14 protein-coding genes are annotated in these 22,989 nt (G+C 68.8%); 10 read left to right on the top strand and 4 right to left on the bottom strand.

The features are described 5' to 3' along the window. Positions 1-166 precede the first annotated feature (166 nt). Positions 167-1,231, bottom strand: a complete 1,065-nt coding sequence (locus NTY77_18805; GenBank protein MCX5797545.1) for a DUF2891 domain-containing protein — start codon at positions 1,229-1,231, stop codon at positions 167-169. A 264-nt stretch (positions 1,232-1,495) separates the two neighbouring features. On the opposite strand from NTY77_18805, the gene NTY77_18810 reads away from it, so the two are divergent. The 10 genes from NTY77_18810 to mutL all read left to right on the top strand — a co-directional run bounded on the left by NTY77_18810 (position 1,496) and on the right by mutL (position 17,812). Next, positions 1,496-3,379, top strand: a complete 1,884-nt coding sequence (locus NTY77_18810) for a ComEC/Rec2 family competence protein (protein MCX5797546.1) — start codon at positions 1,496-1,498, stop codon at positions 3,377-3,379. Further along, positions 3,301-4,164: an NAD(+)/NADH kinase gene (locus NTY77_18815; protein ID MCX5797547.1), complete on the top strand. Its 864-nt coding sequence runs from the start codon at positions 3,301-3,303 to the stop codon at positions 4,162-4,164. The genes NTY77_18810 and NTY77_18815 overlap by 79 nt, the downstream gene beginning before the upstream one ends. Positions 4,165-4,171: 7 nt before the next feature. Then, the gene (recN, locus tag NTY77_18820; GenBank protein MCX5797548.1) at positions 4,172-5,830 is read left to right on the top strand and encodes a DNA repair protein RecN; all 1,659 of its coding nucleotides are present in this window, start codon (positions 4,172-4,174) and stop codon (positions 5,828-5,830) included. Next, positions 5,827-7,293 (top strand): glutamate--tRNA ligase, encoded by a 1,467-nt coding sequence (gene gltX, locus NTY77_18825; GenBank protein MCX5797549.1) that lies wholly within the window; start codon positions 5,827-5,829, stop codon positions 7,291-7,293. The genes recN and gltX overlap by 4 nt, the downstream gene beginning before the upstream one ends. Positions 7,294-7,378: 85 nt before the next feature. Continuing rightward, positions 7,379-7,843: a TraR/DksA family transcriptional regulator gene (locus NTY77_18830; protein ID MCX5797550.1), complete on the top strand. Its 465-nt coding sequence runs from the start codon at positions 7,379-7,381 to the stop codon at positions 7,841-7,843. Between the two features lie 96 nt (positions 7,844-7,939). Next, entirely contained in the window at positions 7,940-10,291 is a 2,352-nt protein-coding gene (locus tag NTY77_18835; protein MCX5797551.1) for a hypothetical protein, read from the top strand. Between the two features lie 94 nt (positions 10,292-10,385). Beyond that, the gene (pilB, locus tag NTY77_18840; GenBank protein MCX5797552.1) at positions 10,386-12,161 is read left to right on the top strand and encodes a type IV-A pilus assembly ATPase PilB; all 1,776 of its coding nucleotides are present in this window, start codon (positions 10,386-10,388) and stop codon (positions 12,159-12,161) included. 19 nt (positions 12,162-12,180) lie between these two features. Beyond that, positions 12,181-13,275: a type IV pilus twitching motility protein PilT gene (locus tag NTY77_18845; GenBank protein MCX5797553.1), complete on the top strand. Its 1,095-nt coding sequence runs from the start codon at positions 12,181-12,183 to the stop codon at positions 13,273-13,275. Positions 13,276-13,383: 108 nt separating this feature from the next. Then, the gene (gene mutS / locus NTY77_18850; GenBank protein MCX5797554.1) at positions 13,384-15,990 is read left to right on the top strand and encodes a DNA mismatch repair protein MutS; all 2,607 of its coding nucleotides are present in this window, start codon (positions 13,384-13,386) and stop codon (positions 15,988-15,990) included. A 52-nt stretch (positions 15,991-16,042) separates the two neighbouring features. Further along, positions 16,043-17,812, top strand: a complete 1,770-nt coding sequence (gene mutL, locus NTY77_18855; GenBank protein MCX5797555.1) for a DNA mismatch repair endonuclease MutL — start codon at positions 16,043-16,045, stop codon at positions 17,810-17,812. A 1-nt stretch (position 17,813) separates the two neighbouring features. On the opposite strand, the gene NTY77_18860 is transcribed toward mutL, so the two are convergent. From NTY77_18860 to NTY77_18870, 3 genes are all read right to left on the bottom strand, one after another. Further along, entirely contained in the window at positions 17,814-18,188 is a 375-nt protein-coding gene (locus tag NTY77_18860) for a hypothetical protein (protein MCX5797556.1), read from the bottom strand. 434 nt (positions 18,189-18,622) lie between these two features. After that, complete coding sequence (locus NTY77_18865) at positions 18,623-19,582, bottom strand: amidohydrolase family protein (protein MCX5797557.1); 960 nt, start codon at positions 19,580-19,582, stop codon at positions 18,623-18,625. After that, positions 19,579-22,989, bottom strand: a complete 3,411-nt coding sequence (locus NTY77_18870; protein MCX5797558.1) for an acyl-[ACP]--phospholipid O-acyltransferase — start codon at positions 22,987-22,989, stop codon at positions 19,579-19,581. The genes NTY77_18865 and NTY77_18870 overlap by 4 nt, the downstream gene beginning before the upstream one ends.

Below are 22,989 nucleotides of genomic sequence, written 5' to 3' on the forward strand. Positions count from 1 at the left end.
ATGAGCTTACTGGAGAAGTATAGTCCGATTACGGCCTTTGTCAAGCTTTCGCGCTAGGCCCGAATCTTCAATATGGTGCCGGTGGTCAACTTTGTCAACTTTTTTAACTTTCCACTCGAAAGTTGAAAAGTTAAGTAAGTTGACCACCGGCACCCAATCGCCTGATTCAGGGCTGGGGCGTGGAGAGCATGTAGACGGCGAAAGTGGCCAGCCAGTGCTCCCCTTCATAGTGACCACTGGCCACGTTGGCCAAAGCGTCCTTGGCGTGGCGCGCCGCGGCCTCGGCCAGGACCTTGCGGGCCGGATCCTTCTTGGGCAAGGCCGCGGCGATGGAGCGCATGGTCCAGGCGCGGCTGAGGTTGAGGCCGTCAAGGTGCACGAGCCTGGGGTCGGAGCGGTCGGTCACGGTCGCCGGGGTCAGGAGGTTGTCGGGGAGCTTGGGCAGGAACTCATGGAACCAGCCCGGGAATTCCTTGGGCTTCAAGGCGCGGCGCATGAGGTCCGCCTCCATCAGGGCCGGCGAGAAGAAATCCTCGCTGCTGGGCTCCCAGGCCGCGGGGTAGTCGCGGTCCTTGAGGAAGTAATCCTGGCTGCGCTGGACCAGGAGCACCGCGAGCTTCACGTCGCCCGCCGCCAAAGCATAGTCCAAAGCAAAGGACAGGCCGAAAGCGGTGTTGGGATGCACGCCCGTGCGGATGGGATAGGTCTGCTTGGGCAGGAAGTCCGCGTAACGGACGGCCAACGCGTCGGCCAGAGGCTTGAGAACGGTGAACCAGCGCACCGCGTCCTGGTCGTCGAAATAGCGCAGTTCGGCCTCCAGCTTGAACAGCCAGGCCCAGCCGTAGGTGCGCTCGAAGCCCTTGCGCTCCGGGCCTTCGAGATAGGCGAGCTCGCCCTTGATGTTCTCCGCGGTGAGGTTCTCGTTCAAAGCGGCGCGGATGTCCTTGGCCTCGGGCAGGTCCGGGTACTCTTTCAAGATGTGCACGAGCAGCCAATGGCCGTGCACGCAGGAGTGCCAGTCGTAGCAGCCGTAGAAGGCGGGGTGCTGTGACTTGGGGCCGCGGACGTCGGCGGCGTCCTTCATGACGTGGTCGGGCTTGTTGGGGAATTCCTTGCCCACGCAGGCCAAAGCCAGCTTGGCGAAGCGCGAGGCGTCGTCGCGGGTGAGCCTGAGTTCAGCGGCTTGGGCCGGGGCTATGATGGCGGCAATGCAGAGGGCGAGATGAATCATGACGTATTCTAGCATGGCGCCAGGCTTCTCCGTAAATGGTGTCAGGATTTCATGAACAGGCGCTGCTCCTCGAAAATCGTGGCTGAACAAACGGAGACTTTGAAACTGATTTATCCTTTAATTATTGACATTTTTAATCATTTACCTCCAGCGCTGGAGGCAGAATGCAAAAAAATGCTTTAAGAACATACACTTTTATTTGTCAAAGTCGCCGTTCTGCCCCAGCGCCAGGAACAAAATGCCCCCCTTCCTCGTATATAGTATGTGCCCCTCTCATACCTGCGCCGGCCCCTGTTCCTGTGCCTGCTCGCATACGTCTGCCTGCTGGCGCTCCTTCATCATCGGGGCTTCTTCAGGATCCCTGCGCCCGACCTGCTGGAGCGCTACCACCGGCTCGAAGAGGCCAAGGTCCTGGGCCGGGTCGTTTCCCCCCTGAAGGAGGACTTCCGCGGACAAAAGGTCTTCATCAGAGCCGATTCCCTGGACAACCGCCCCCTCCCCTGCAAGCTCCTGGCCTACCTGCCGAAGGGCTCGGACTGGAGCCGCCTTCGGCCCGGCATGACGATCGAGCTGACCGGCCGCCTGCGCCTGCCCCGCATGCCCCGAAACCCAGGCGAATTCGATGAAGAAGCATTCCTGGAGGACCGCGGAGCCTCCTGCATCATGAGCGCCGATACCCTGCAAGTCCTTGGCCAGCCCCCTTGGAACTGGCTGCCCAAAGCCTGGGCCGAAGGCGCCCGCCAGTCCTGGGAAGGCTTCTTCAGGAGAACTCTCCCGGAAGACGAAGCCCGCATTTTCTCAGGCCTGACCATGGGCTTCAAAGGTCCCCTGCGGAGGGACTGGAACCGGACCATCCAGGACGCCGGAGCCACGCACCTCATCGTGCCGTCCGGAGCCAAGGTGGCCTTTGTCATGCTCTCTGTGGCCTTTTTGGCCACACTACTCAGACTGCCGCCATGGCCCCGCCTGGCGCTGGCCGTCATCGTCGGAGGATTCTACACCTTGATGGTGGGAGCCGAGGCGCCGTATACCCGGGCTTTTTGGGGAGGAACCGCCATCGGGATATTCCTGATGTCAGGCCGCGACTCTGGGGCCTTCCAGGCCACAGTGTGGGCCGCTCTCCTAACCTTGCTCTGGGAGCCCCGGGAGCTTTTCAATACCGGCTTCCAGATGACCTATGCCGCGGTCCTGGGCCTTATAACCGCCATGCCGGGGCTCCAAAGGGTGGTCAAAAAGCTGCCCCGCTGGCTTGGGCGCCTGGCCTGCGTAGCATGCATCAGCGTCATCGTCCAGATCATGCTCTGGCCCCAATTCGCCAACACCTTCGGCCGGGGCTCGGTCGTGGGGGTCATGGCGAACATGGTCCTGGTCCCGGCCTCCGGCCTGCTCATGGCCGCCGGTTTCAGCGCTTGGATGATCGGCCAATGGGTGGCATCAGGCCCCGTGTTGAGCTTCTTGGCCAGGCTCTTCATGGCGACCTGCCGCGCCTTCGCCTCCTTGCCTTGCGCCGCCGTAGACCTTTCCCCCATGAGCATCCCGGCGGTCCTCATCTATTATCTCTTGGCTGCGGCGCTGCTCCTCGTCCCCCGCTGGAAAGCCTCGGCCGCCGCTGCCGCGGCGGGCCTTCTGATATGGGCCGGGACCGCGGCGGCCGGACGCTTGACCGCTCCGGAGCTGAGCGTGCTGTTCCTGCGCCTGCCGCCTGGCCATCCGGCGCTGGTCAGCTTCGCGGACGGCCGCCGCTGGCTGGTGGACCCCGGGACCAAGACCGCCGCGGTCGCCAAGACCCTGCGCAGCCGCGGCGTGGCCAGACTCGACCGCCTGATCCTGAGCGCGGACTGGCCGCCGCGGGCCCGGCAACGCCTGCGGCGGCGCCTGTCCTGGCGCGAAGCCGTCCGGGTCCCCGCGCCCTGGCGGCTCTGCGAGCAAGAGGTCTGCTTCGAGTTCGGAGGACCGCAGGGGCCCCGCGTCCTGAGGGGCGCGGCTCAATATAGTATAATCCCCGAACGTCTCAAGTCCGGCGCCGTCGAGGTCTCCACCGACGGGCGCCATGCCGAGGTCCTATCGCCATGCCTGCCCGAACGACCCAGTTCGTCCGCTCCGTGGTGGTCTTCCACAACGAGACCAAGCCCGAGGCCCGGCGCATGATGCGGGAAGTCTCCTCCCTCCTGCGCCGCCAAGGGGTGCAGGTGCGTCTCTGCCGGGGCCGGGCCGGCGCCCGGGAGCTCCTGGCCGCGGACCTGGCCGTGGCCTTGGGCGGCGACGGCACCATGCTCGCGGCCGCCCGCGCCCTGGCGCCGTTCTCCGTGCCGCTGCTGGGCATCAACTCCGGCCATCTGGGCTTCCTCACCGGCACCGACCTGGCGGGCTTCCGCCGCCACTGGCGCGACATCCTGCGCGGCCGCTTCCTCATCGAGGAGCGCTGGATGATCGCGGTGGAGGTCGCGCGCGGCAAGCGCCGCGTCTTCGGCCCGCACCTGGCCTTGAACGAATGCGTCATCCGCAGCGGCGAGCAGGCGCGGGCCATCCTGCTCAAGGCCCGCTCCGGGGCGCGCTTCGTGGCCGACTACTTCGGCGACGGGCTCATCGTCGCCACCCCCACCGGCTCCACCGCCTACGCTTTGGCCGCCTCCGGCCCCATCGTGGACCCCGGCCTCGACGTGCTCCTCATCGCCCCCATCTGTCCCCACACCTTGACCCAGCGCCCGCTCATCGTCTCCGCCGGCAGCCCCTTCGCGGTCCAGCTCACCTCCCGCCACCCCGGCGAGGCGCCCCAGGTGCTGATCTCCTTGGACGGCCAGGTCGGCTGCGCCCTGCGCGTCGGCGACGAGGTGCGCGTGCACCGCTACGACAAGCCCTTCCGCCTGGTCCTCGATCCCGGGCACTCCTATTTCGAGGTCCTGCGCCGCAAGCTGCGCTGGGGCCAGACCTGAGACCGGCATGCTGAGGAGCCTGCGCGTCCGCGATTTCGCCATCATCTCGGAGCTGACCCTGGAGCCCGGCCGGGGCTTGAACGTGTTCACGGGCGAGACCGGAGCGGGCAAGTCGATCCTCATCGAAGCCCTGGGCTTCCTGCTGGGGGCGCGGGCCACGACCGCCTGGCTGCGCGCCGGGGCCTCCCGCCTCTCGGTGGAAGGCGTTTTCGATCCGGAGGACTTCCCCGCCGCTCTGCGCGAGCAGTTCCAGGTGGGACCCACGCCCGTGTCCGTGCGCCGCGAGCTCGACGCCTCCGGCAAGAGCCGGGCCACCCTCAACGGCCGGCCGGCCGGCGCCGCGGTCCTGGCCGCCTTCGGCGAGGGCCTGGTGGATTTCCACGGCCAGCACGAGCACCAGTCTTTGCTCAAGCCCGCGGCCCAGCTCGAGGCCTTGGACGCCTTCGCCGGGCTGGGCCCCAAGCGCGAGGAGCTGGCCGGCCTGCATCGCGCCTGGGTCGGGGCCTGCGCCGAGCTCGACTCCGCGCGCATGTCGGATTCGCAGCGGCGTCAGCGCATCGAGTTCGACCGCTTCCAGGTCCAGGAGATCGACGCCGCCAAGCTGCGCCCGGGCGAGGACGAGGAGCTCGAGGCCGACCTGCCCCTGCTCAAGAACGCCGACCGCATCCGCAACCTCGCGGACTCCGCCTACGGCTGGCTCTACGCCGGGGAGAGCTCGGCCCTGGAAGCCCTGCAGAAATCGGTGCGGACCATCGAGGACCTCTGCCGTTTCGACGAGTCCCTGCGCCAGGGCCGCGACGAGCTCGAGACCGCCCGCATCGCGGTCGACGAGGTGGCCCGCCGCCTGGGCGAGCTGCGCCGGCGCGTGGGGGCCGACCCCGCCCGTCTCGACGCCTTGCTCGGCCGTCAGGACGCGCTGGCGCGCCTCAAGAAGAAGTACGGCGCCACCGTCGCCGAGATCCTGGCCAAGCGCGCGGAGCTGGCCGCCGAGCTCGACCTCCTGGAGAACTCCCAGAAGAGGATCGCGGACCTGGAGGCCGCCCTGGCGCAGGCCCGCGAGGTCCTGGCCGCCGCCTGCGGCCGGCTGCACAAGCTGCGCGCGGCCGCGGCCAAGAAGCTGGAGGCGGCCCTGGCCAAGGAGATCAAGGTGCTGGGCATGCCCCACGCGCGGCTCTGCGTCAGCGTGGAGGAGGCGGAGGAGCGCTTCACCGCCAGCGGCAGCGACGAGGTGGAATTCCTGCTCGCGCCCAACCCGGGCGAGCCCATCAAGCCCCTGCGCTCCATCGCCTCGGGCGGCGAGCTCTCGCGCGTGATGCTGGCGCTCAAGACCGTGCTCGCCGGAGGCTCCGGGGTGCCGGTCCTGGTCTTCGACGAGATCGACGCGGGCATCGGCGGCGCCGTGGCCCGCTGCGTGGGGCAGCGCCTCGCGGCTCTGGGCCGGTCCCGGCAGATCCTCTGCGTCACGCACCTGGCCCAGGTGGCCTGCTTCGCCTCGACCCATCTCCACGTCCGCAAGGAGACCGCCGGCGACCGCACCCTGGTGCGCGTGGAGCGCCTGGACGGCGGCCGGCGCCTGGAGACCGTGGCCCAGCTCCTCGGCGGCCGCGCCGCCACCGAGGCCAGCCGCAAGCACGCGCAGGAACTATTGGAGAGCTCGACACTATGACCCCTCAACCCGAGATCCGCACCCGCTTCGCCCCCTCCCCCACCGGCTACCTGCACATCGGCGGGGCCCGCACCACCCTCTACAACTGGCTCTTCGCCCGACATCACGGCGGGACCTTCGTCCTGCGCATCGAGGACACCGACGAGGTGCGCTCCACGCCGGAGTCCGTCACCGCCATCCTCGACTCCATCGACTGGCTGGGCCTGGACTGGGACGAGGGCCCCCTGGATTTCGAGCGCGAGAAGGGCCCCTACGGCTCCTACTACCAGATGAAGCGCCTGGCCTCCTACCAGGAAGCCGTGCGCAAGCTGGTCGCCGAAGGCAAGGCCTATCCCTGCTACTGCACCAAGGAGGAGACGGACGTGGTGCGCCAAGCGGCCAAGGCCGCGGGCCAGCCCGTGCCCGAGGACCCCTGCCGGCGCCTGGCCGACGCCGCGCGCCAGTCGCACGAGGCCGCCGGCCGCAAGGCCGCGGTGCGCTTCATCATGCCCGACGAGGGCGAGACCGTGGTCGACGACATCATCCGCGGCCAGGTCCATTTCGAGAACCGGCTGGCGCCGGACCTGGTCATCCAGAAGACCACGGGCGGACCGACCTACAACTTCGCCTGCGTCTGCGACGACCACGCCATGCGCATCAGCCACGTCATCCGCGGCGACGAGCACCTCTCCAACACCCCGGCGCAGCTGCGCATCTACGAGGCCTTGGGCTGGCAGCCGCCCAAGTTCGCCCACCTCTCCATGATCCTGGGCCCGGACGGCACCAAGCTCTCCAAGCGCCACGGCGCCACCTCGGTGCTGGAGTACCGCGACCAGGGCTTCTTGCCCGAGGCCCTGCGCAACTACCTGGCCCTGCTGGGCTGGTCCAACACGGAGTCCAAGCAGCTCTTCAGCCCGGCGGAGCTGACCGCGGCCTTCGACCTGCCCGGCTGCCAGAAGAACCCCGCCACCTTCGACCCGGTCAAGCTGAGCTGGATGAACGGCGAGTACATGCGCGCCCTGGCGCCCGCCGAGATCATCAAACGCGCCGAGCCGTTCCTCAAGAAGGCCGGGCTCATCCCGCAGCCCGCCGGCCCCTCTTTGGAGAAGGTCGCGGCCCTGGAGCGCGAGAAGTTCAAGCTCCTGCCCGACGTGCCGGGACGCGTGGACTTTTTCTACCGGGAGACCGAGGTCACGGACAAGGCCCGCAAGGTCCTGGCCGCGCCCGAGGCCAAGGGCGTGCTCTCCGGGCTCTGCGAGCTGCTCGCCGCCTTCGAGCCTTTCACGGAGAAGCCCCTGGAGGAGTCCATCCGCGGCTTCTGCGCGGGCCGGGCCCTCAAGCCCGGCCAGGTCTTCCATCCCCTGCGCGCCGCGGTCTCCGGCCGGACCGACGGCCCGACCTTGTTCCTGATGCTCGAGCTGCTGGGCCGCGAGACCGTGGTGGCGCGCCTGCGCGGCGCAGTGTCAAAGCTGAGTCAAAACTGAACCCGCCTGGGTCCAAATTAGGCCTTGCGCCCGGAACTTCAAACGATATACTATGTCACGCTTTGGATTTGAGGAGTCAACGACCATGAAAAAGAAGACGGCCAAGACCGCGGCGCGCAAACCCGCCGCCGGGAAGGCGGCAGCCCCCGCCCCGGGCAAGCTCGCGGGCATCAAGCGCAAGCTGCTCGAGATGCGCGATGACCTCATCAAGACCGTGCGCACCCAGCAGCTCGAGGAGAGCGCCGAGCAGGACACCGGCGACGACGCGGACAAGGCCAGCCAGTCCATCGAGAAGGAGCTGCTCTTCGAGCTCTCCGACAACGAGCGCACGACCTTGGACCACATCGAGGCCTCCCTGCGCAAGATCGACAAGGGCACCTACGGCTCCTGCGAATCCTGCCGCAAGCCCATCCCCAAGCCGCGACTGGAGGCCCTGCCCTTCGCCCGCTACTGCATCGGCTGCCAGAGCTCGGCCGAGAGCGTTCCCGAGCTGGCCGAGTCGGTGGCGGATTTCCGCGGCATCGGAGAGGAACCCAGCCGGGAGGCTTGACCGGACCCGCCGCCCCTTCCGGGACGGCGCGCCCCAGGGCGCGCCGTATTGAAAACGTAACAGCCCGCAGGCTATCATTGGGGGACCTCCCTCCATATGAGATATTGGGTCTACAAGGACTCCCAGATTCTGGGGCCGCTGGCCAAGGAAGACCTCGGCTTGGTCGGCGGAGTGCGTCCCGAGACCTTGGTCTGCGCCGAGGGCACCGCCGGCCGCATGGACGTCGACTGGCGCTGCGCCGAGGAGGTCGGCGAGCTCTCCAGCCTCTGCGCGACCGCCCCGGCGGCCGTGAGCGCGGACCTGCTGGAGCCGGGCTTCGGCCTTCTGGAGCGGCTGCAATCCGAGACTTTGTCCCTGCCGGGCGAAGGAGAAGGCGAGGGCTGGCTCACGGACATCTTCTCGCCCGCCTCGCGCATCCCCGCGGCCGACCTGCCCCGGCCTGACGAAGCGACGCGCCAGGAGCTGAAGGACTCCCAGGCCCGGATCCAGGAGCTCACCTCCAAACTCGATCTGCTCAACCGCCGCCTGGCGGAGCTGGAGGCCGCGCCGCGCCAGGCGCCGGTCCCGCTGAAGAAGGCCGCCGTGGTCCCGCCGCCCGCGGCCCCGGCGCCCGAAGCGCCGGCCCCTGCGAAAAGGGCCTCCGCCGCTGCGCCGGCCGCGCCCGCGCCGGCGCTCCCGCCCACGGCCCCGCCGCCCGTGCTCGCGCCTCTGCCGAAGGTCGATGTGCCGACGCCGGAGCACATCAAGTCGCCGGTGCAGGAAGGCCCCTCTCTCTCGCCGGAAGAGTCCCCCTACCGCTGGGACACCCCGCCTCTAGGCGGCAGCCTGCCGGTGATAGGCAGCGGCCTGCCTGGGATCGGCGGCGCCATGCCGGCGCTCGGCGGCGGCCTGCCGCCAGCCCCCTCCGCCCCGCCCCCGGCCCCCGAGCCCCCGGCCGCAGCGCCCGAGATTCCTCCTGCGCCCAAGGGGCGGCCTCGCCGCGTGGTCAGGGTCTCGGCTCCGGGTTCGCTGCGCAAAGTGGAAAAGAGCATACCTCCCTCTACCCTGCCCGCCACACCCTCTGCCCCGTCCATTGCGGACAAGGCGCCGATACCGGAAACGGCGCCCCCGCCGCCCGTAGCGGCTCCCGGCCTGAAACCGGAGGAGTCCCCCTACCAATGGGGCCCCCAGCCGACCCCCGGCGGCAGCCTGCCGGCAGCCGGGATCGCCCCGCTGCCGGTGCCCAGCGCCGCCGGCCCGGCGCCCATCGAGCTCAGCGCCCCGCCCGCGACCATCGTGCCCGGAGCCTTCCCGCCGCCGCTGACCTCCCAGCCCCAGCCGTTCCTGGCCCCGCCTCCCATGACCGTCATGCCCGGGGCCTTTGGTCAATCACCTTCTGCCCCGCCACCCACCGAATCGATGATGTCGATGCCCAGCCCGGGGAAAATGATCCCGGCGCTGTCCCGGACCATGGAGGTCCCGCCCGTCCCCACCCTGGCGAATGCCGCGCCGGCTCCGGCCGTCCTGCCTCCCATGACCATGGCTTTCTCCAAGAGTGCCGTGATGCCTGCGTCGGCCGCCGGGCCGTCCACCCAGGAGGTGCTGGCCAAGCTCGCCAAGCCGGTGCCGGCCAAGACCGAGCCTCCCCAGGCGCCCAAAGGCCGCTCGAAGACCTTCCTCATCATCATCGGCGTCGCCAGCGTGGTGGTCATCGCCGCGGGCTGGTTCTTCCTGTTCCGAGACTCCAAGGGCCTCAAGACCGCTCTGCAGATGGATTCCGGCCGGCCGCCGGTGGGATCCGCGGTGTCCGACGAATCGGCGGGGACCGCCAAGCCCGGTCTGGCCGCGCCGGCGCCGCCGGCCGCGCAGCCCGCCCAGCCGGCCGCCCAGACCACGACGGCCGCCGCTCCGCCGGCCGCGCCCGCCCCTCAGGGCGGCGGCGCAGCCGCGCCAGCGCCCCCCGCGGCCGCGCCGCAGGCTGAGGCCATCCGCGACGAGCGTCCCGCGGCGGTGAACATGGTCAAGGAGTACCCCTTGGATGGCGACCGCGGCACCATCGCCCAGTGGCTGCAGTACTCCTTCGCGGCGACGCCCGGAGCCCAGAGCGAAGAGAAGTGGGACGCGGGCGCCTACGAGGAGAGCACCTACGCGGTCAAATACACGGTCCAGCCCGCGGGCAAAGACGCCATCACCTACCTTTTCGAAGCCGATCTGGCGCGCAGGACGGTCAAGGGCATGAACGCGACCGCCCGGGGGCTCCTGGCCGGCCGTTCCCCGGCGCGGGGCAAGGCCGCGGCCAAGGCCCGGCCGGCCAAGACCAAGAAGCGCACGCCGCCCCGGCGCGCCGCGGCGCCCGCGCCCAGCCCCAAGCAAGTCCCGCTCCTGCCCCTGCCCTCGGACGCCGAGCTGACTCCGCCCGCCGAGGACGAGGCCGCGTTCCGGTCCGACACGGTGCGGCCCAACCCCTGAACGCGCGGGCCGGTTTGATAGCAAGAGGACACTTAACATCCGACTTAGCATCCAAGCTTGACAAACTCTGGCCAGGCCGCTAATCTATAGCTCCATGCCCAACGACGAGCACGCGATCTCCCTGAGCCTCTCGCGGCGGCTGGCCGAGCTGCTGGTCGAGGAGCGGGTCATCACGCCGGCGCAGCTCCAGGAGGCCCTGGACTCCCAGCGCGAGAAGAGCGAGAAGCTGGGCACCATCCTCATCGGCAAGGGCTTCGTCAGCGAGGATCGCATCCTGCAATTCCTCAGCGCCCAGTGCGACATCAGCTACATCACGCTCTCCGGCATCACCGCGATCACGCCCGAGGTCATCGCTTTGGTCCCCGAGTCCATCGCCCGCCAGTACACCCTTTTCCCCTTCAACAAGACCAACAACACCATCACCATAGCGTTGGCCGACCCCCTCAACGTCATGATCCTCGACGACCTCAAGATGATGACGGGCTGCGACATCAAGGCGGCCCTGGCCTCGGAGAGCGACATCCTCGCGGCCCTGGACAAATACTACAAGCCGCCCAACTCCCAGGACGCTCTCGACGACATCGTCAGGCAGAGCCAGACCTCGGAGGCGGCGGCCGACGACGTCCAGCACGTGGATGAAAAGAAGGAGGAGGAGGACCGGGTCTCCGTGGAGAGGTCCGCCGAGGACGCCCCGGTCATCAAGATGGTCAACCTCATCCTGGCCAACGCCATCAAGGCCAAGGCCTCGGACATCCACATCGAGCCCTACCAGAAGGACCTGCGCATCCGCTACCGCATAGACGGGGTCCTGCACGAGCAGCCCGCCCCCCCCAAGAAGTTCCACGCCGCCATCTGCGCGCGCCTCAAGATCATGTCCAACCTCGACATCTCGGAGCGGCGCCTGCCCCAGGACGGCCGGCTCAAGGTGCGCGTCGGCGACAAGGAGATGGATCTGCGCGTCTCGGTGCTGCCCTGCGCCCCGGGCGAGAAGATCGTGATGCGCATCGCCGACAGCGGGGGCCTCAGCGTCCAACTGTCCAAGCTGGGCTTCGAGCCCGAGGCCCTGGCCGTGTTCAACCGCAGCATGAAGGCGCCCTACGGCATCAACCTCATCACCGGCCCCACGGGCTCGGGAAAGTCCACCACCCTCTACTCGGCTCTCTCGCTGCTCAACACGCCCGAGCACAACATCATGACCATCGAGGACCCCGTCGAGGTCCAGCTCCACGGCATCAACCAGGTCCAGGTCCACGCCGCCATCGGCCTGACCTTCGCGGCGGGGCTGCGCTCCTTCCTGCGCCAGGACCCCGACATCATCATGGTCGGCGAGATCCGCGACCTGGAGACGGCCCAGATCGCCATCAACGCGGCCCTGACCGGCCACCTGGTCTTCTCCACTTTGCACACCAACGACGCCCCGGGCTCCATCACGCGCCTCAACATGATGGGCGTGGAGCCCTTCCTCTCCAGCTCCTCGATCCTCATGGTCGTGGCCCAGCGCCTGGTGCGCGGCATCTGCCCCAAGTGCAAGGAGAGCTACGAGGTCGAGCAGGACTGGCTCATCAAGCTGGGAGTGTCGCTCACCCAGCTGCAGTCGCGCGGCGGCAAGGTCTCTTTGCACAAGGGCAAGGGCTGCGAGAACTGCGCCGGCACCGGCTACCGCGGCCGGCAGGGCCTCTACGAGGTCCTGGAGGTCACCGACACGGTCCGGCAGATGATCCTGGACAAGGCCACCGCGCGGCAGATCAAGGAGCAGGGGTGCCGGCAGGGCATGCTGACCCTGCGCGCCTGCGCCATCCGCAAGCTCCTGAGCGGCGTCACGACGGTGGAGGAGATGATCCGGGTCACGGCCTCGGACATCGAAGGTTGAAGGCAACGAGGGGACATCCATGATATCGATGAGCGAACTATTCCTGCTGATGCACGAGCGCGGAGCGTCGGACCTGCACATGACGGTCGGCGCGCCGCCGACTTTGCGCATCGACGGGCAGCTGGTGCCCACGCCTTTCGAGAAGCTCTCCCATGAGGCCAGCCAGACCTTGATCTTCTCGCTGTTGACGGAGAGCCAGCGCCAGCGCTTCGAGGCCACCAACGAGCTCGACCTGGCCTTCAGCCTCAAGGGCATCGGGCGCCTGCGCATGAACGTCTACCGCCAGCGCGGAGCCATCGGCGCGGCCATCCGCGCCATCCCCTCCTCCTTCAGGACCTTCGAGGAGATCGGCCTGCCCAACGTGATCTACGACGTGATGAAGGTCCCCAAGGGCCTGGTGCTGGTGACCGGGCCCACGGGCTCGGGCAAGTCCACCACCATCGCCAGCATGATCGACTTCGTCAACGAGAACCGCAGCGCGCACGTGGTGACCGTGGAAGACCCCATCGAGTACGTGCACAGCCACAAGAAGTGCATCATCAACCAGCGCGAGGTCGGCCAGGACACCGAGTCCTTCACGGCGTCCTTGAAGCACGTCCTGCGCCAGGACCCCAACGTCATCCTCATCGGCGAGCTGCGCGACCTCGACACCATCTCGGCGGCGCTGACCATCGCCGAGACCGGCCACCTCGTCTTCGCCACCCTGCACACCACGGACTGCGCCCAGACCATCAACCGCATCATCGACGTGTTCCCCCAGCACCAGATGGACCAGGTGCGCATCCAGCTCTCCTTCGTGCTGCAGGCGGTCATCTGCCAGCAGCTCATCGCCCACTCCTCGGGCACGGGCCGGGTCCTGGCCACCGAGATCCTCATCGTGACCGCCGCCATCCGCAACCTCGTCCGCGAGCAGAAGGTCGAGCAGGTCCAGCTCGCCATCCAGACCGGCGGCAAGATGGGGATGCAGACCATGAACCAGTCTTTGGCCGACCTCTACCGCCAGAACCGGGTCACATTCCAGGAGGCCATGATGCGCTCGCTGGACCCGGAGGACCTGCGGCGCCTCCTGCAGCGCACGGGCACCGGCGGCGCCCAGCCGCCGGCCGGTCACTAGAAGCGGGCCGAGGGCTGGCGCCTTCGGCGCGACTTCAGCCCAGACCGCGTAGCGGTCTGGGCTGAAGTTCATTTTTTTGGGCTCCCCATTTCTGCTAGAATCCCTCATATGTCCCCGACGGAGACCCTGCCCGACACGCCGGTGATGCGCCAGTACCAGGAGCTCAAGAGCCGCCACCCCGAGGCGCTCCTGTTCTTCCGCCTGGGCGACTTCTACGAGCTCTTCGGCTCCGACGCCCAGACCGCGGCCCCCCTGTGCGGGCTGGTGCTCACGGCCCGCCAGGGCATCCCCATGTGCGGGGTCCCCTACCACAGCTCCAAGACCTACCTGGCCAAGCTCCTCAAGGCCGGCCACAAGGTCGCCGTGGCGGAGCAGATGGAGGACCCCTCCAAGACCAAGAAGCTGGTCAAGCGCGACATCATCCGCCTCATCACTCCCGGGACCATCATCGAAGACGAGCTCCTGGAGGCCACCTCCACCAATTTCCTCGTCGCGGTCGAATCGGACATCGTGGGCTGGGGCGCGGCCTGCATCGACGTCTCGACCGGCGAGTTCTGGGCCACCCAGGCCCTCAACGACCGCGGCAACCGCCGGCTCTTCGACCTGCTGGCGCGCGTGCGGCCGGCCGAGGTGCTCTGCGCGCCCGAGACCGCGGCCCAACTGCGGCCCGCCCTGCCCGCCGCCGTCTGCCTGACCGCCGAGCCGGGGCGGCCCGAGACCGCCGCGCCCCCGGACTGGGCGCGGGAATCCGTCTGGGCCAACCACCGCCTGGCCCTGCGCGCGGCCCTGCGCTGCCGCGGCTACGTGGCCCGCACGCAGTTCCACCTCCAGGAGCTCATCGCCCCGGTCTACCGCGAGGCCGCCAACGAGATGCAGCTCGACGAGACCGCTTTGCGCACCTTGGAGTTGGTGGACGCCTCCTCGGGCGACCGGCGCCACAGCCTTTGGGGCCTGCTCAACCGCTGCCGCACGGCCATGGGCGGCCGCAAGCTGCGCCACTGGATCCTGCATCCCTCCACCGACCTCGCCGAGATCGAGCTGCGGCAGAACTGCGTGGAGGACCTCTTCGACAAGCCCGGGGCGCGCGAAGACCTGGGCGGGCTCCTGCGCGAGGTCTCGGACCTGCCCCGCGTGGTGAGCCGCCTGAGCACCCGGCAGGCCACGCCCCGGGATCTGGCCGCCCTGCGCCGGTCCCTGGGCCAGCTGCCCGCCCTGGAGCGCTGGTTCAAGTCCTACGAGCTCTGTCCGGGCCTGACCACCTTGGCCGCGCAGCTGCAGGAGACCGCCGCGGGGCTCTCGGCCTGCGCCGACTACCTCGCCCGCGCTTTGGTCGACGACCCTCCGGCCCGGCTCTCGGACGGGCATTTCATCCGGGAGGGCTTCCACGCCGAGCTCGACGAGCTGCGCCTGCTGCGCTCGGACAGCCAGAGCTTCCTGGCCCGTCTGGAGGCCGAGGAGCGCCAGGCCTCCGGGATCGGCTCGCTCAAGGCCGGCTACAACTCGGTCTTCGGCTACTATTTCGAGATCACCAACGCGCACAAGGCCAAGGTCCCGCCCCGCTACACGCGCAAGCAGACCCTGACCAACGCGGAGCGCTACATCACCCCCGAGCTCAAGGAGCTCGAGAACAAGATCCTGGGCGCCGAGGAGAAGATCCTGCGCCTGGAATCCCGCCTGTTCGAGGAGGTCCGCGGCGAGGTCCTCCAGCGCCACGACGCGGTCCAGCGGCTGGGCGCCCTTCTGGCCGAGCTCGACGTGTTCAACGCTTTGGCGGAATGCGCCTCGCTCCATGAGTTCGTCAAGCCCCAGGTGGACCTGAGCCACGACCTGGAGATCGTCGACGGCCGCCACCCGGTCCTGGCCGCGGTCCTGCCGGCCGGGACCTTCGTGCCCAATTCTCTGACCTTGAACGCCCGCGACCCGCAGATCATCGTCTTGACCGGGCCCAACATGTCGGGCAAGTCCACCTACCTGCGCCAGAACGCCCTCATCGCGGTGCTGGCCCAGATGGGCTCCTTCGTGCCCGCCAAGTCCGCCCGGGTCGGCATCGTGGACAAGATCCTCACCCGCATCGGCGCGCAGGACGCCCTGACCCAGGGCGCCTCCACCTTCATGGTGGAGATGAACGAGACCTCCGCCATCCTCAAGTCGGCCACCCCGCGCAGCCTGGTCATCCTCGACGAGGTCGGGCGCGGCACCTCCACCTTCGACGGGATCTCCATCGCCTGGGCGGTGCTGGAGCACCTGCAGAGCGCCTACGCCAAGGCCGCGGAGCCCGAGGGGCCGCGCGGGCCGCGCACGCTGTTCGCCACGCACTATTTCGAGCTCACCGAGCTGGCCCACCGGCTGGACGGCGTGGCCAACGCCAACGTGGAAGCCCGGGAGTGGACCAACGCGGAGGGCCGCACCGAAGTGGTGTTCCTGCATAAGATTTCGGATGGGCCGGCCGACCGCTCCTACGGCATCCACGTGGCGGCCCTGGCGGGCCTCCCTCCCGCCGTTTTGGCCCGAGCCCGGGAGATCCTCTCCAGCCTGGAGAACGAGTCCGCCTCCGGGCGGCTGGCCAATTCCCCGGCCCAGCCCAAGGGCGGGGACCCGGAACTGCCGCTCTTCGACGACAACCCGGTCCTGCACGCCCTGCGCCTCCTCGACCCCGAAGCCATGACCCCGCTCGAAGCCCTGGAAGCCATCGCGGCCCTGAAGAAGAAGCTCTAAGGGGGGGGTCAGGTCTTGACATTTGACATTGGGGAATCTTCCGAAGAGTCCAATGTCAAGACCTGACCCCATGATCCACCGGCTTTCCCCGGAGGTCGCCAGCCGCATCGCCGCGGGAGAGGTCATCGAGCGGCCAGCCTCGGCCCTCAAGGAGCTGCTGGAGAACGCCCTCGACGCAGGCGCGCGACGCATCACGGTGGAGTGCGCGGGCGCGGGGCGGACTTCTTTGCGAGTGGTGGACGACGGCTGCGGCATGTCCCCCGAGGACTGCGCCTTGGCCCTGGAGCGCCATGCCACGAGCAAGATAACGGACCTCGGCGACCTCGAGCGCCTGGCCACCTTCGGCTTCCGCGGCGAGGCCCTCTACGCCGCGGCCGCGGTCTCGCGCCTGACCTTGGCCAGCACCCTGCGCGGGGCCAAGTCCGGCTGGAAGGTTCAGGCCGAGGGCGGCAAGGTCGTCTCCTCCGGCCCGGCCCCGGCGGTCCCGGGCACGGCCGTCGAGCTGCGCGACCTCTTCTACAACACCCCGGCGCGGCGCAAGTTCCTCAAGTCCGACGCCTACGAGCGGGGCCGCCTGGCCGCGATCGTCGAAGAAGCCGCTTTGGCCGACCCGGCGCTGTCTTTGACCTACAAGTCGGAAAGCCGCACCGTGCTGCGCTTTGCGCCCGAGCCCGGCCGGGACCTGGCCGACGGCCTGCGCCGCCGGGCCGTGCGGGTGCTGGGCGAAGCCAACGCCGCGGCCCTGCTGCCCATCGTGGTGGACCGGCCGGAGATGAAGCTGCGCCTCTTCGTCTCGCCCTGGGACGCGCTGGCCGCCACGCGGGACTTCCAATACTGGTTCGTCAACCGCCGGCCGGTCTCGGCGCGCATCCTGCAACAGGCCCTCTACCGGGCCTACCAGGGCCGGCCCTCGGACCGGCACCCCGTCTGCGTGGGCCACCTTGAGCTGCCGGGCGACGCCTTCGACGTCAACGTCCATCCGGGCAAGCGCGAGATCCGCTTCCGCTCCGACCGCGACGTCTTCGAGCTGGTCTCCGGGCTGGTGGCCTCGGCTTTGCTCAAGTCCAAGGCCCCGGCGCCCATCACGCCCGCGCCGCGCGTGTCCGTCTCCACGGGGGCGGTGCGCGAGCTGGCCGCGGCCTATCATGCCGTCCTTGAACAAGCCCCCCTGGCCCTGGAGACGGCCCCGGCCGAGTCATTCGCAGCGGCCGAGGGCCTGCCGCGCTGGTTCACGCCCCCCTTCCGCTTCTTGGGGCAGATCGAGCGCGCCTACCTGGTCTTCGAGGCCTCCGGCGGGCTCTTCATCCTGGACCAGCACGCGGCCGCGGAGCGCATCCTCTTCGAAAGATTCCTGAAGGAAGTCGAGCAGGGCCGCGCCCGCTCGCAGAAGCTGATGCTGCCCATGACCGTCGAGCTGCCGGCGTCAGCCGTGGAGAAGGTGCTCTCGCTCTCCGACCGACTGGAACGGCTGGGGTTCTCTTTCGAGGCTTTCGGCAAGAGGGGCCTGCACTGCCTGGCCGTGCCCGCGCTCTTCCACAAGGAGGCCGACCTCAAGGAGCTGGTGCACCGTCTGCTCGATTCCTTGCACGACCCGGTTTCCGCGGCCGAGGCGGTCCAGCACGACGCGGTGGCCACCGTGGCCTGCAAAGCCGCGGTCAAGGCCCACGACGCGCTCTCCGAGAAGGAGGCGCTGCGTCTCGTCGAGGACCTCAAGGACTGCCGTGACGGGTCCTGCTGCCCGCACGGCCGGCGCACCATGCTCGCGCTCTCCCGCGATGAGCTGGCCCGGCGCTTCCAGCGGCCCGGCGCGCCGCCCCTCTAGCTCAGCGCAGGTTGGCGGCCTTCCTGATCCAGTCGTTGAGGATGACTTCTTCCTTCTTGGCCGTGTTGAGCTCGGCCTCGTACTCGCGCAGGAACTCCAGCATGTGCTGATTCTCCGCGTGCGTGTGCGTCTCACGGGCGAAGGCGCGGAAGTAGAGCTGCCCGGCATCGAGGTACGCCACGGTGACGGCCAGGTCCTGGGACACGTCCGTCGCGGTCTGCAGCAGGCGCTGGGTGTGAGCGGGCGGCTGAGGCGGCTGCAGCTTCGGCGCGGCGGGAGTAGAGACCTCAACGGCGGCGACGGGCGTGCTCGTGGACACCGCGGGCTCGGCGGCGAAGGCTCCGCCGACCGACAGGAGCAGAAATATCGTGGTCATCCGCGGAGTATATCAAATCAACATCTTCTCGACGAGCGGCCGGGACCATTTTGGGTCTTGACAATTTTTGTCCGCCTGTTATACTCATTGTGCAGGGGCGCTAAAGCGGTCGATAGAACGACGCCAGCTTGAGCGCCCCTCGCATTTGTATATGGACGGAGTCGCGTCAAGACCATGGGCCTTGACAAATCAAGAGCGCCTGCTATACTCAGATTGTCGTATCCTCACCAGCCCGTCCTGAGTCCGGTGGAGTCGAAGCGGTCGGTAACGTGGTCGTGGTTGTGACGGGGTGCAAGCCGGTGCCGTGGCAGTCGACGTCGACGCGGCCGTTGCAGTCGCAGTTGCGTTCCGGACTCAGGGCGGGCCCTGTGCCGATCTGGGGCGCTAAGGCAGTCGATTGAACGACGCTTGCCTTAGCGCCCCAACCTTTTCCCTCAGCGCTTGTGCAGGTCCGCGAAGTCGGCCTTGAGCTCCACTCCCAGCGCCTCCAGGACCAGGACCTGACGGTCGAAGCGGCTGGCGGTCTTCCGCGCCGCGCGGAAGCGCTCCCAGGAGCCGGCCAGCAGGCAGGGATAGGAGAAGACCGGCAGGGGATAGTCCGTGCCGAAGAGCAGGCGCTCGAAGAGCTCGGGGCGGCGGGCGATGCGCAGAAGCTGGCCCACCCGGTTGAAGAAGGTCAGGGCCGAGACGTCGACGTAGAAGCGCGGGTAACGCATCGCCAGCTTGAGCATCAGGGGCCCGTGCTGCTCATGGAAGAACAGCCCAGTGGAGCAGCCGTGCGCCGCGATCACGGTGACGCCCTCCTCCAGGGCCGGCACCAGGCGGTCCAGGCCGCCCACGGATTGGTCATGGCCGATAAGAGCGAACTCGAAGCCCACGTGCGCCAGCAGGGGCAGACCCAGCCGCGCCAGCGCTTTGTAGAAGGGGCGGTAGCGCGGCAGCGCCGGGTCGAAACGCTGGGCGTTGGCCAGGACCTTGACCAGGACTGCGCCCCGGGCCGCGCAGCGCTCGAGCTCGTCCAAAGCATCGACGCGCTGGGGGTTGATGGAGACCCCCGGCAGGAAAAGGCCGGGGGCCGTGGCAGCGGCCCGCAAGACCGTGTCGTTGGTGACCAGGAGGTCCGAATGAGCCTCGTCGAGGCGCCCCGACTCGTCATAGGCGCCGTCCATGCCCAGGAGCACGGCCCGGCCGACCCTCTCTGAACCCAACAGTTCGGAGCGCAGCCTCTCCAGGTAGAGCAGGTTGGCCCGCTCGGGCTGGTCCAGGGGCAGGCCCATGGTCCTCGCCAGCATGGAGCCCAGCGGGCCCTCGCGCATGCGCCGCGAGAGCCGGCAGCCGTTCTCGGGCGTAGGCAGGGCCGCCAGATGCACGTGGACGTCGGTGAGCTTCCTCATGCCGCGGCCTTGCGGTCCTCGAGTTCCCGCGCCGTCTTCTTCAGGGCCGCCAGGTCCAGCTTGCCCGAGCCCAGCAGCGGGAACTCCGTCACCTTGTGGAAGCAGGAGCGCTCCGGCACCCAGAGCTTAGGCGCGTCGGAGTCGTTGAGCTTGCGCCAGAGGCCGTCGATGTCGTCGTAGTCCTTATAGAGGACCACCAGCCGCTCGCCTTTCTTCGCGTCGGGCACCGCGGTCACGATGAAGGTCTGCTCCAGCCGCCCGGCCAGACTGTGCAGCCGCTGTTCGACGTGGAGGTGCGGCACCATCTCGCCGCCGATCTTGCTGAAGCGGCTCAGGCGGTCGGTGATGGTGACGAAGCCGTCCGCGTCCACGCAGCCGATGTCCCCGGTCGAGTAATAGCCCTCCTTGAGGACCTTCTCGGTCTGCTCCAGGTCCCCCAGGTAGCCCACCATCACGTTGGGCCCCTTGACCAGCAGCAGGCCCGCCTGCCCCGCGGGCAGAGGCTCCAAAGACTCGGGGTCCACGACCTTGACCGCCACGCCGGGCAGAGGCTGGCCGATGGTCCCGATCTTGGTCCCCCTCTGGCGCACCCCGTCGATCTCCACGTCCGGTATGTTGACGCAGGCCACGGGGGAGAGCTCGGTGCAGCCGAAGCCCTCCAGCGGCGTGATGCCGAACTTCTCCTCGAAGGCAGCCACCAGCTCGGCGCGCAGCTTCTCGGCCCCGGCCATGACGATGTTGACGCTCTTCATCTGCGCCGGCTCGATCCGGCGCAGGTAGAGGGTCAGGAAGGTGGGCGTGCCCAGCACGATGGTCACCCCGTAGCGCGCGATGAGCTCCCCGACCCCCTTGGCGTCGAGAGGATTGGGGTGGTACACCGCGGCGAGGCCCGCGGCCGCCGGCATCCACAGGGTGACGGTATAGCCGAAGGAATGGAAGAACGGCAGGACGCCCAGGAGCCGGTCCGAGCCCCGCATCTGATAGACCTGGGCGATCGCCTCGATGTTGGCCTGGATGTTGGCGTGGGAGAGGACCACGCCTTTGGGCTCCCCGGTGGAGCCGCTGGTGAAGATCACCGTGGCCGTGTCGCTCAGCAGGCGCGGAGCCTTGCGCAGGAAGAACAACTCGATGAGCGCGGGGGGCAGGACGAAGAAGGCGGCCGTGGTCAGGGCCGCGCGCAGGGGCTTGATGCGCGGGGCCAGGTCCTCCAGGAAGACCATGCTCTCGTGCGGCTCCCAGCCCAGCTTATCCAGGAAGCGCCGCGAGGTCACGAGGCCCTTGGCGCCCGCGCGCTCCGCGCAGCGCAGCGCCGTCTCGCGCGGCAGGGTGTAGTTGAGGTTGACCGGGATCCGGCCGCGCAGGGACAGCCCCAGGTTGGCCAGAGCCGCGGGCACGGAAGGCGGCAGCAGCAGGCCCACGTTGGGGCCCGGAGGCAGGACCCGGTCCAGGACGCGGCCCAGGAGGAAGGCCCGGACCAACGCCGCGCCGCAGGAGAGGCGGCCATACAGGACGTCCGCCATGGCCAAGCCGAACCAGCGCCGCTTGGCCTCGCGCGCGAAGGTCCGCGGCAGGGTCTGCTTCTCGGCCAGGCGCTTCTGGAAAGCATCGGCGCCCAGCTCCCGGACGGCCTGCCGGATGTCCTCGGCCTTGGCGTCCGGAGGCAGGGGCGCGCCGAAGCTGACCGTGACCGGGTAGGGCAGGCGCCGCGGCCATTTGAGCAGGATGCGGCCGCCCTCGAAGCTGAAGATGCTGCCCCAGACCCGGTCCAGGTGCACGGGGATGATGGGCATGGACAGGCCTTCGGCGATGTGCTCCACGCCCTTCTTGAAGCGCAGCATCTGGCCGTGTCGGGAGATCTCGCCTTCCGCGAAGATGCAGACCAGGTCGCCCTCGCGCAGGGCCTGCCGCGCGGCCTCGAAGGACTGCAGCAGGGCCTTGGGACTGTCGTGGTCCGAGATGGGGATGACCCCCATGGCCCGGAAGAACCAGTTGAGCACGGGCAGGCCGTAGAAGCGCCGCAGCATCATGAAGCGCACCAGCCTGGGCGAGGCGCCCTCGATGAGGAAGGCGTCCACGAAGGAGACGTGGTTGGAGACCAGCAGGGCCGGGCCCTCCAGCGGGACGCGGCCGCGCCCCTCCACCTCGATGCGGTAGACCAGGTTGACCAGCGGGTAGAGCAGCAGGCGCAGGAAGAAATCCGGCAGCACGGACAGGATGTAGGCCGCCACCGCGACGGTCATGACCGCCACCACCAGGAAGATCTGGTTGGGGTAGAGCTTGAAGTAGTTGCTGGAGAGATAGAGCCAGCCCGAAGCGGCCAGGACGCCCAGCAGCGAGAGGACATTCTCGGTGGCGATGGTGCGGCCGCGCTCCGGCTTGGGAGTGCGCTGCTGGATGAAGGCGTCGAGAGGCACCACGAAGACCCCGCCGCTCACGCCGGCCAGGAACAGGTCGAGGGCGGCGCGCACCGGCGAGGCCGCGGCGAAGGCCAGGTCGGCCGGAAAGAGCACCAGCCCCAGCGCGCCCAGGGGCACCAGGCCCAGCTCCACCTTCTCGCGCGAGAGCCGGCCGGCCACGTAGCTGCCCAGGCCGATGCCCAGGGCCACCGCGATCTGGAAGCCGCTCAGGGCCCGCTGGCTCAAGTGCATGAGCTCCTGGCCATAGACCAGGATGTTCATCTGGAAGATGGCGCCCAGGAACCAGAAATAGGCCGACCCCAGCAGGGCCAGGAAGATGGGCCGGCGCAGGCGGATGCGGGAGAGGTTGTCCCAGGTCTGCGCGACGAAGTTGAGGCGGATGGGGATGGCTGAACCCGCGGCCGGCACGGAGGTCACGCGCAGGGCCGCGCCCAGTCCCGCGGCCGCGGCCGCGGCGAAGACCAGGCAGGCGACCTGCAGGCGGCCCGGGAACTCGCTGATGAGCAGCCCCGCCGCCACGGTGCCCAGCACGATGCCCAGGAAGGTCATCATCTGCATCAGGCCGTTGCCCCGCGAGAGGTCCGCGTCGTCGAGGACCTCGGGCAGGATGGCGAGCTTGGCCGGGCCGATGAAGGCGCTGTGCGCGCCCAGGCAGAAGAGGATGGCGAGCAGGCCGGGGATGTTCCCGTTGGGCAGGGCCAGCAAGGTGAGGAGCATGAGGGCCAGCTCCACGCACTTGCACGCCACGATGATCTTCTTCTTGCTGAAGCGGTCCGCCACCGAGCCGGCCGCGGTGGAGAGCAGCAGGAAGGGCAGGATGAAGACCGCGCCCGCGGCCGCGATGAACTGCGCCGAGCGGCCCGGCGGCAAGGACGCCACCATGAGCAGGGCGGTCACGGTCTTGAAGGCGTTGTCGTTGAAGGCGGAGAGGCTCTGGGTGAGCAGCAGGGCCCGGAAGCCGGGCGCCGACACCGATCTCTTCTCTGTCAT

Source organism: Elusimicrobiota bacterium, assembly GCA_026388095.1.
Lineage (GTDB): Bacteria > Elusimicrobiota > Elusimicrobia > UBA1565 > UBA9628 > UBA9628.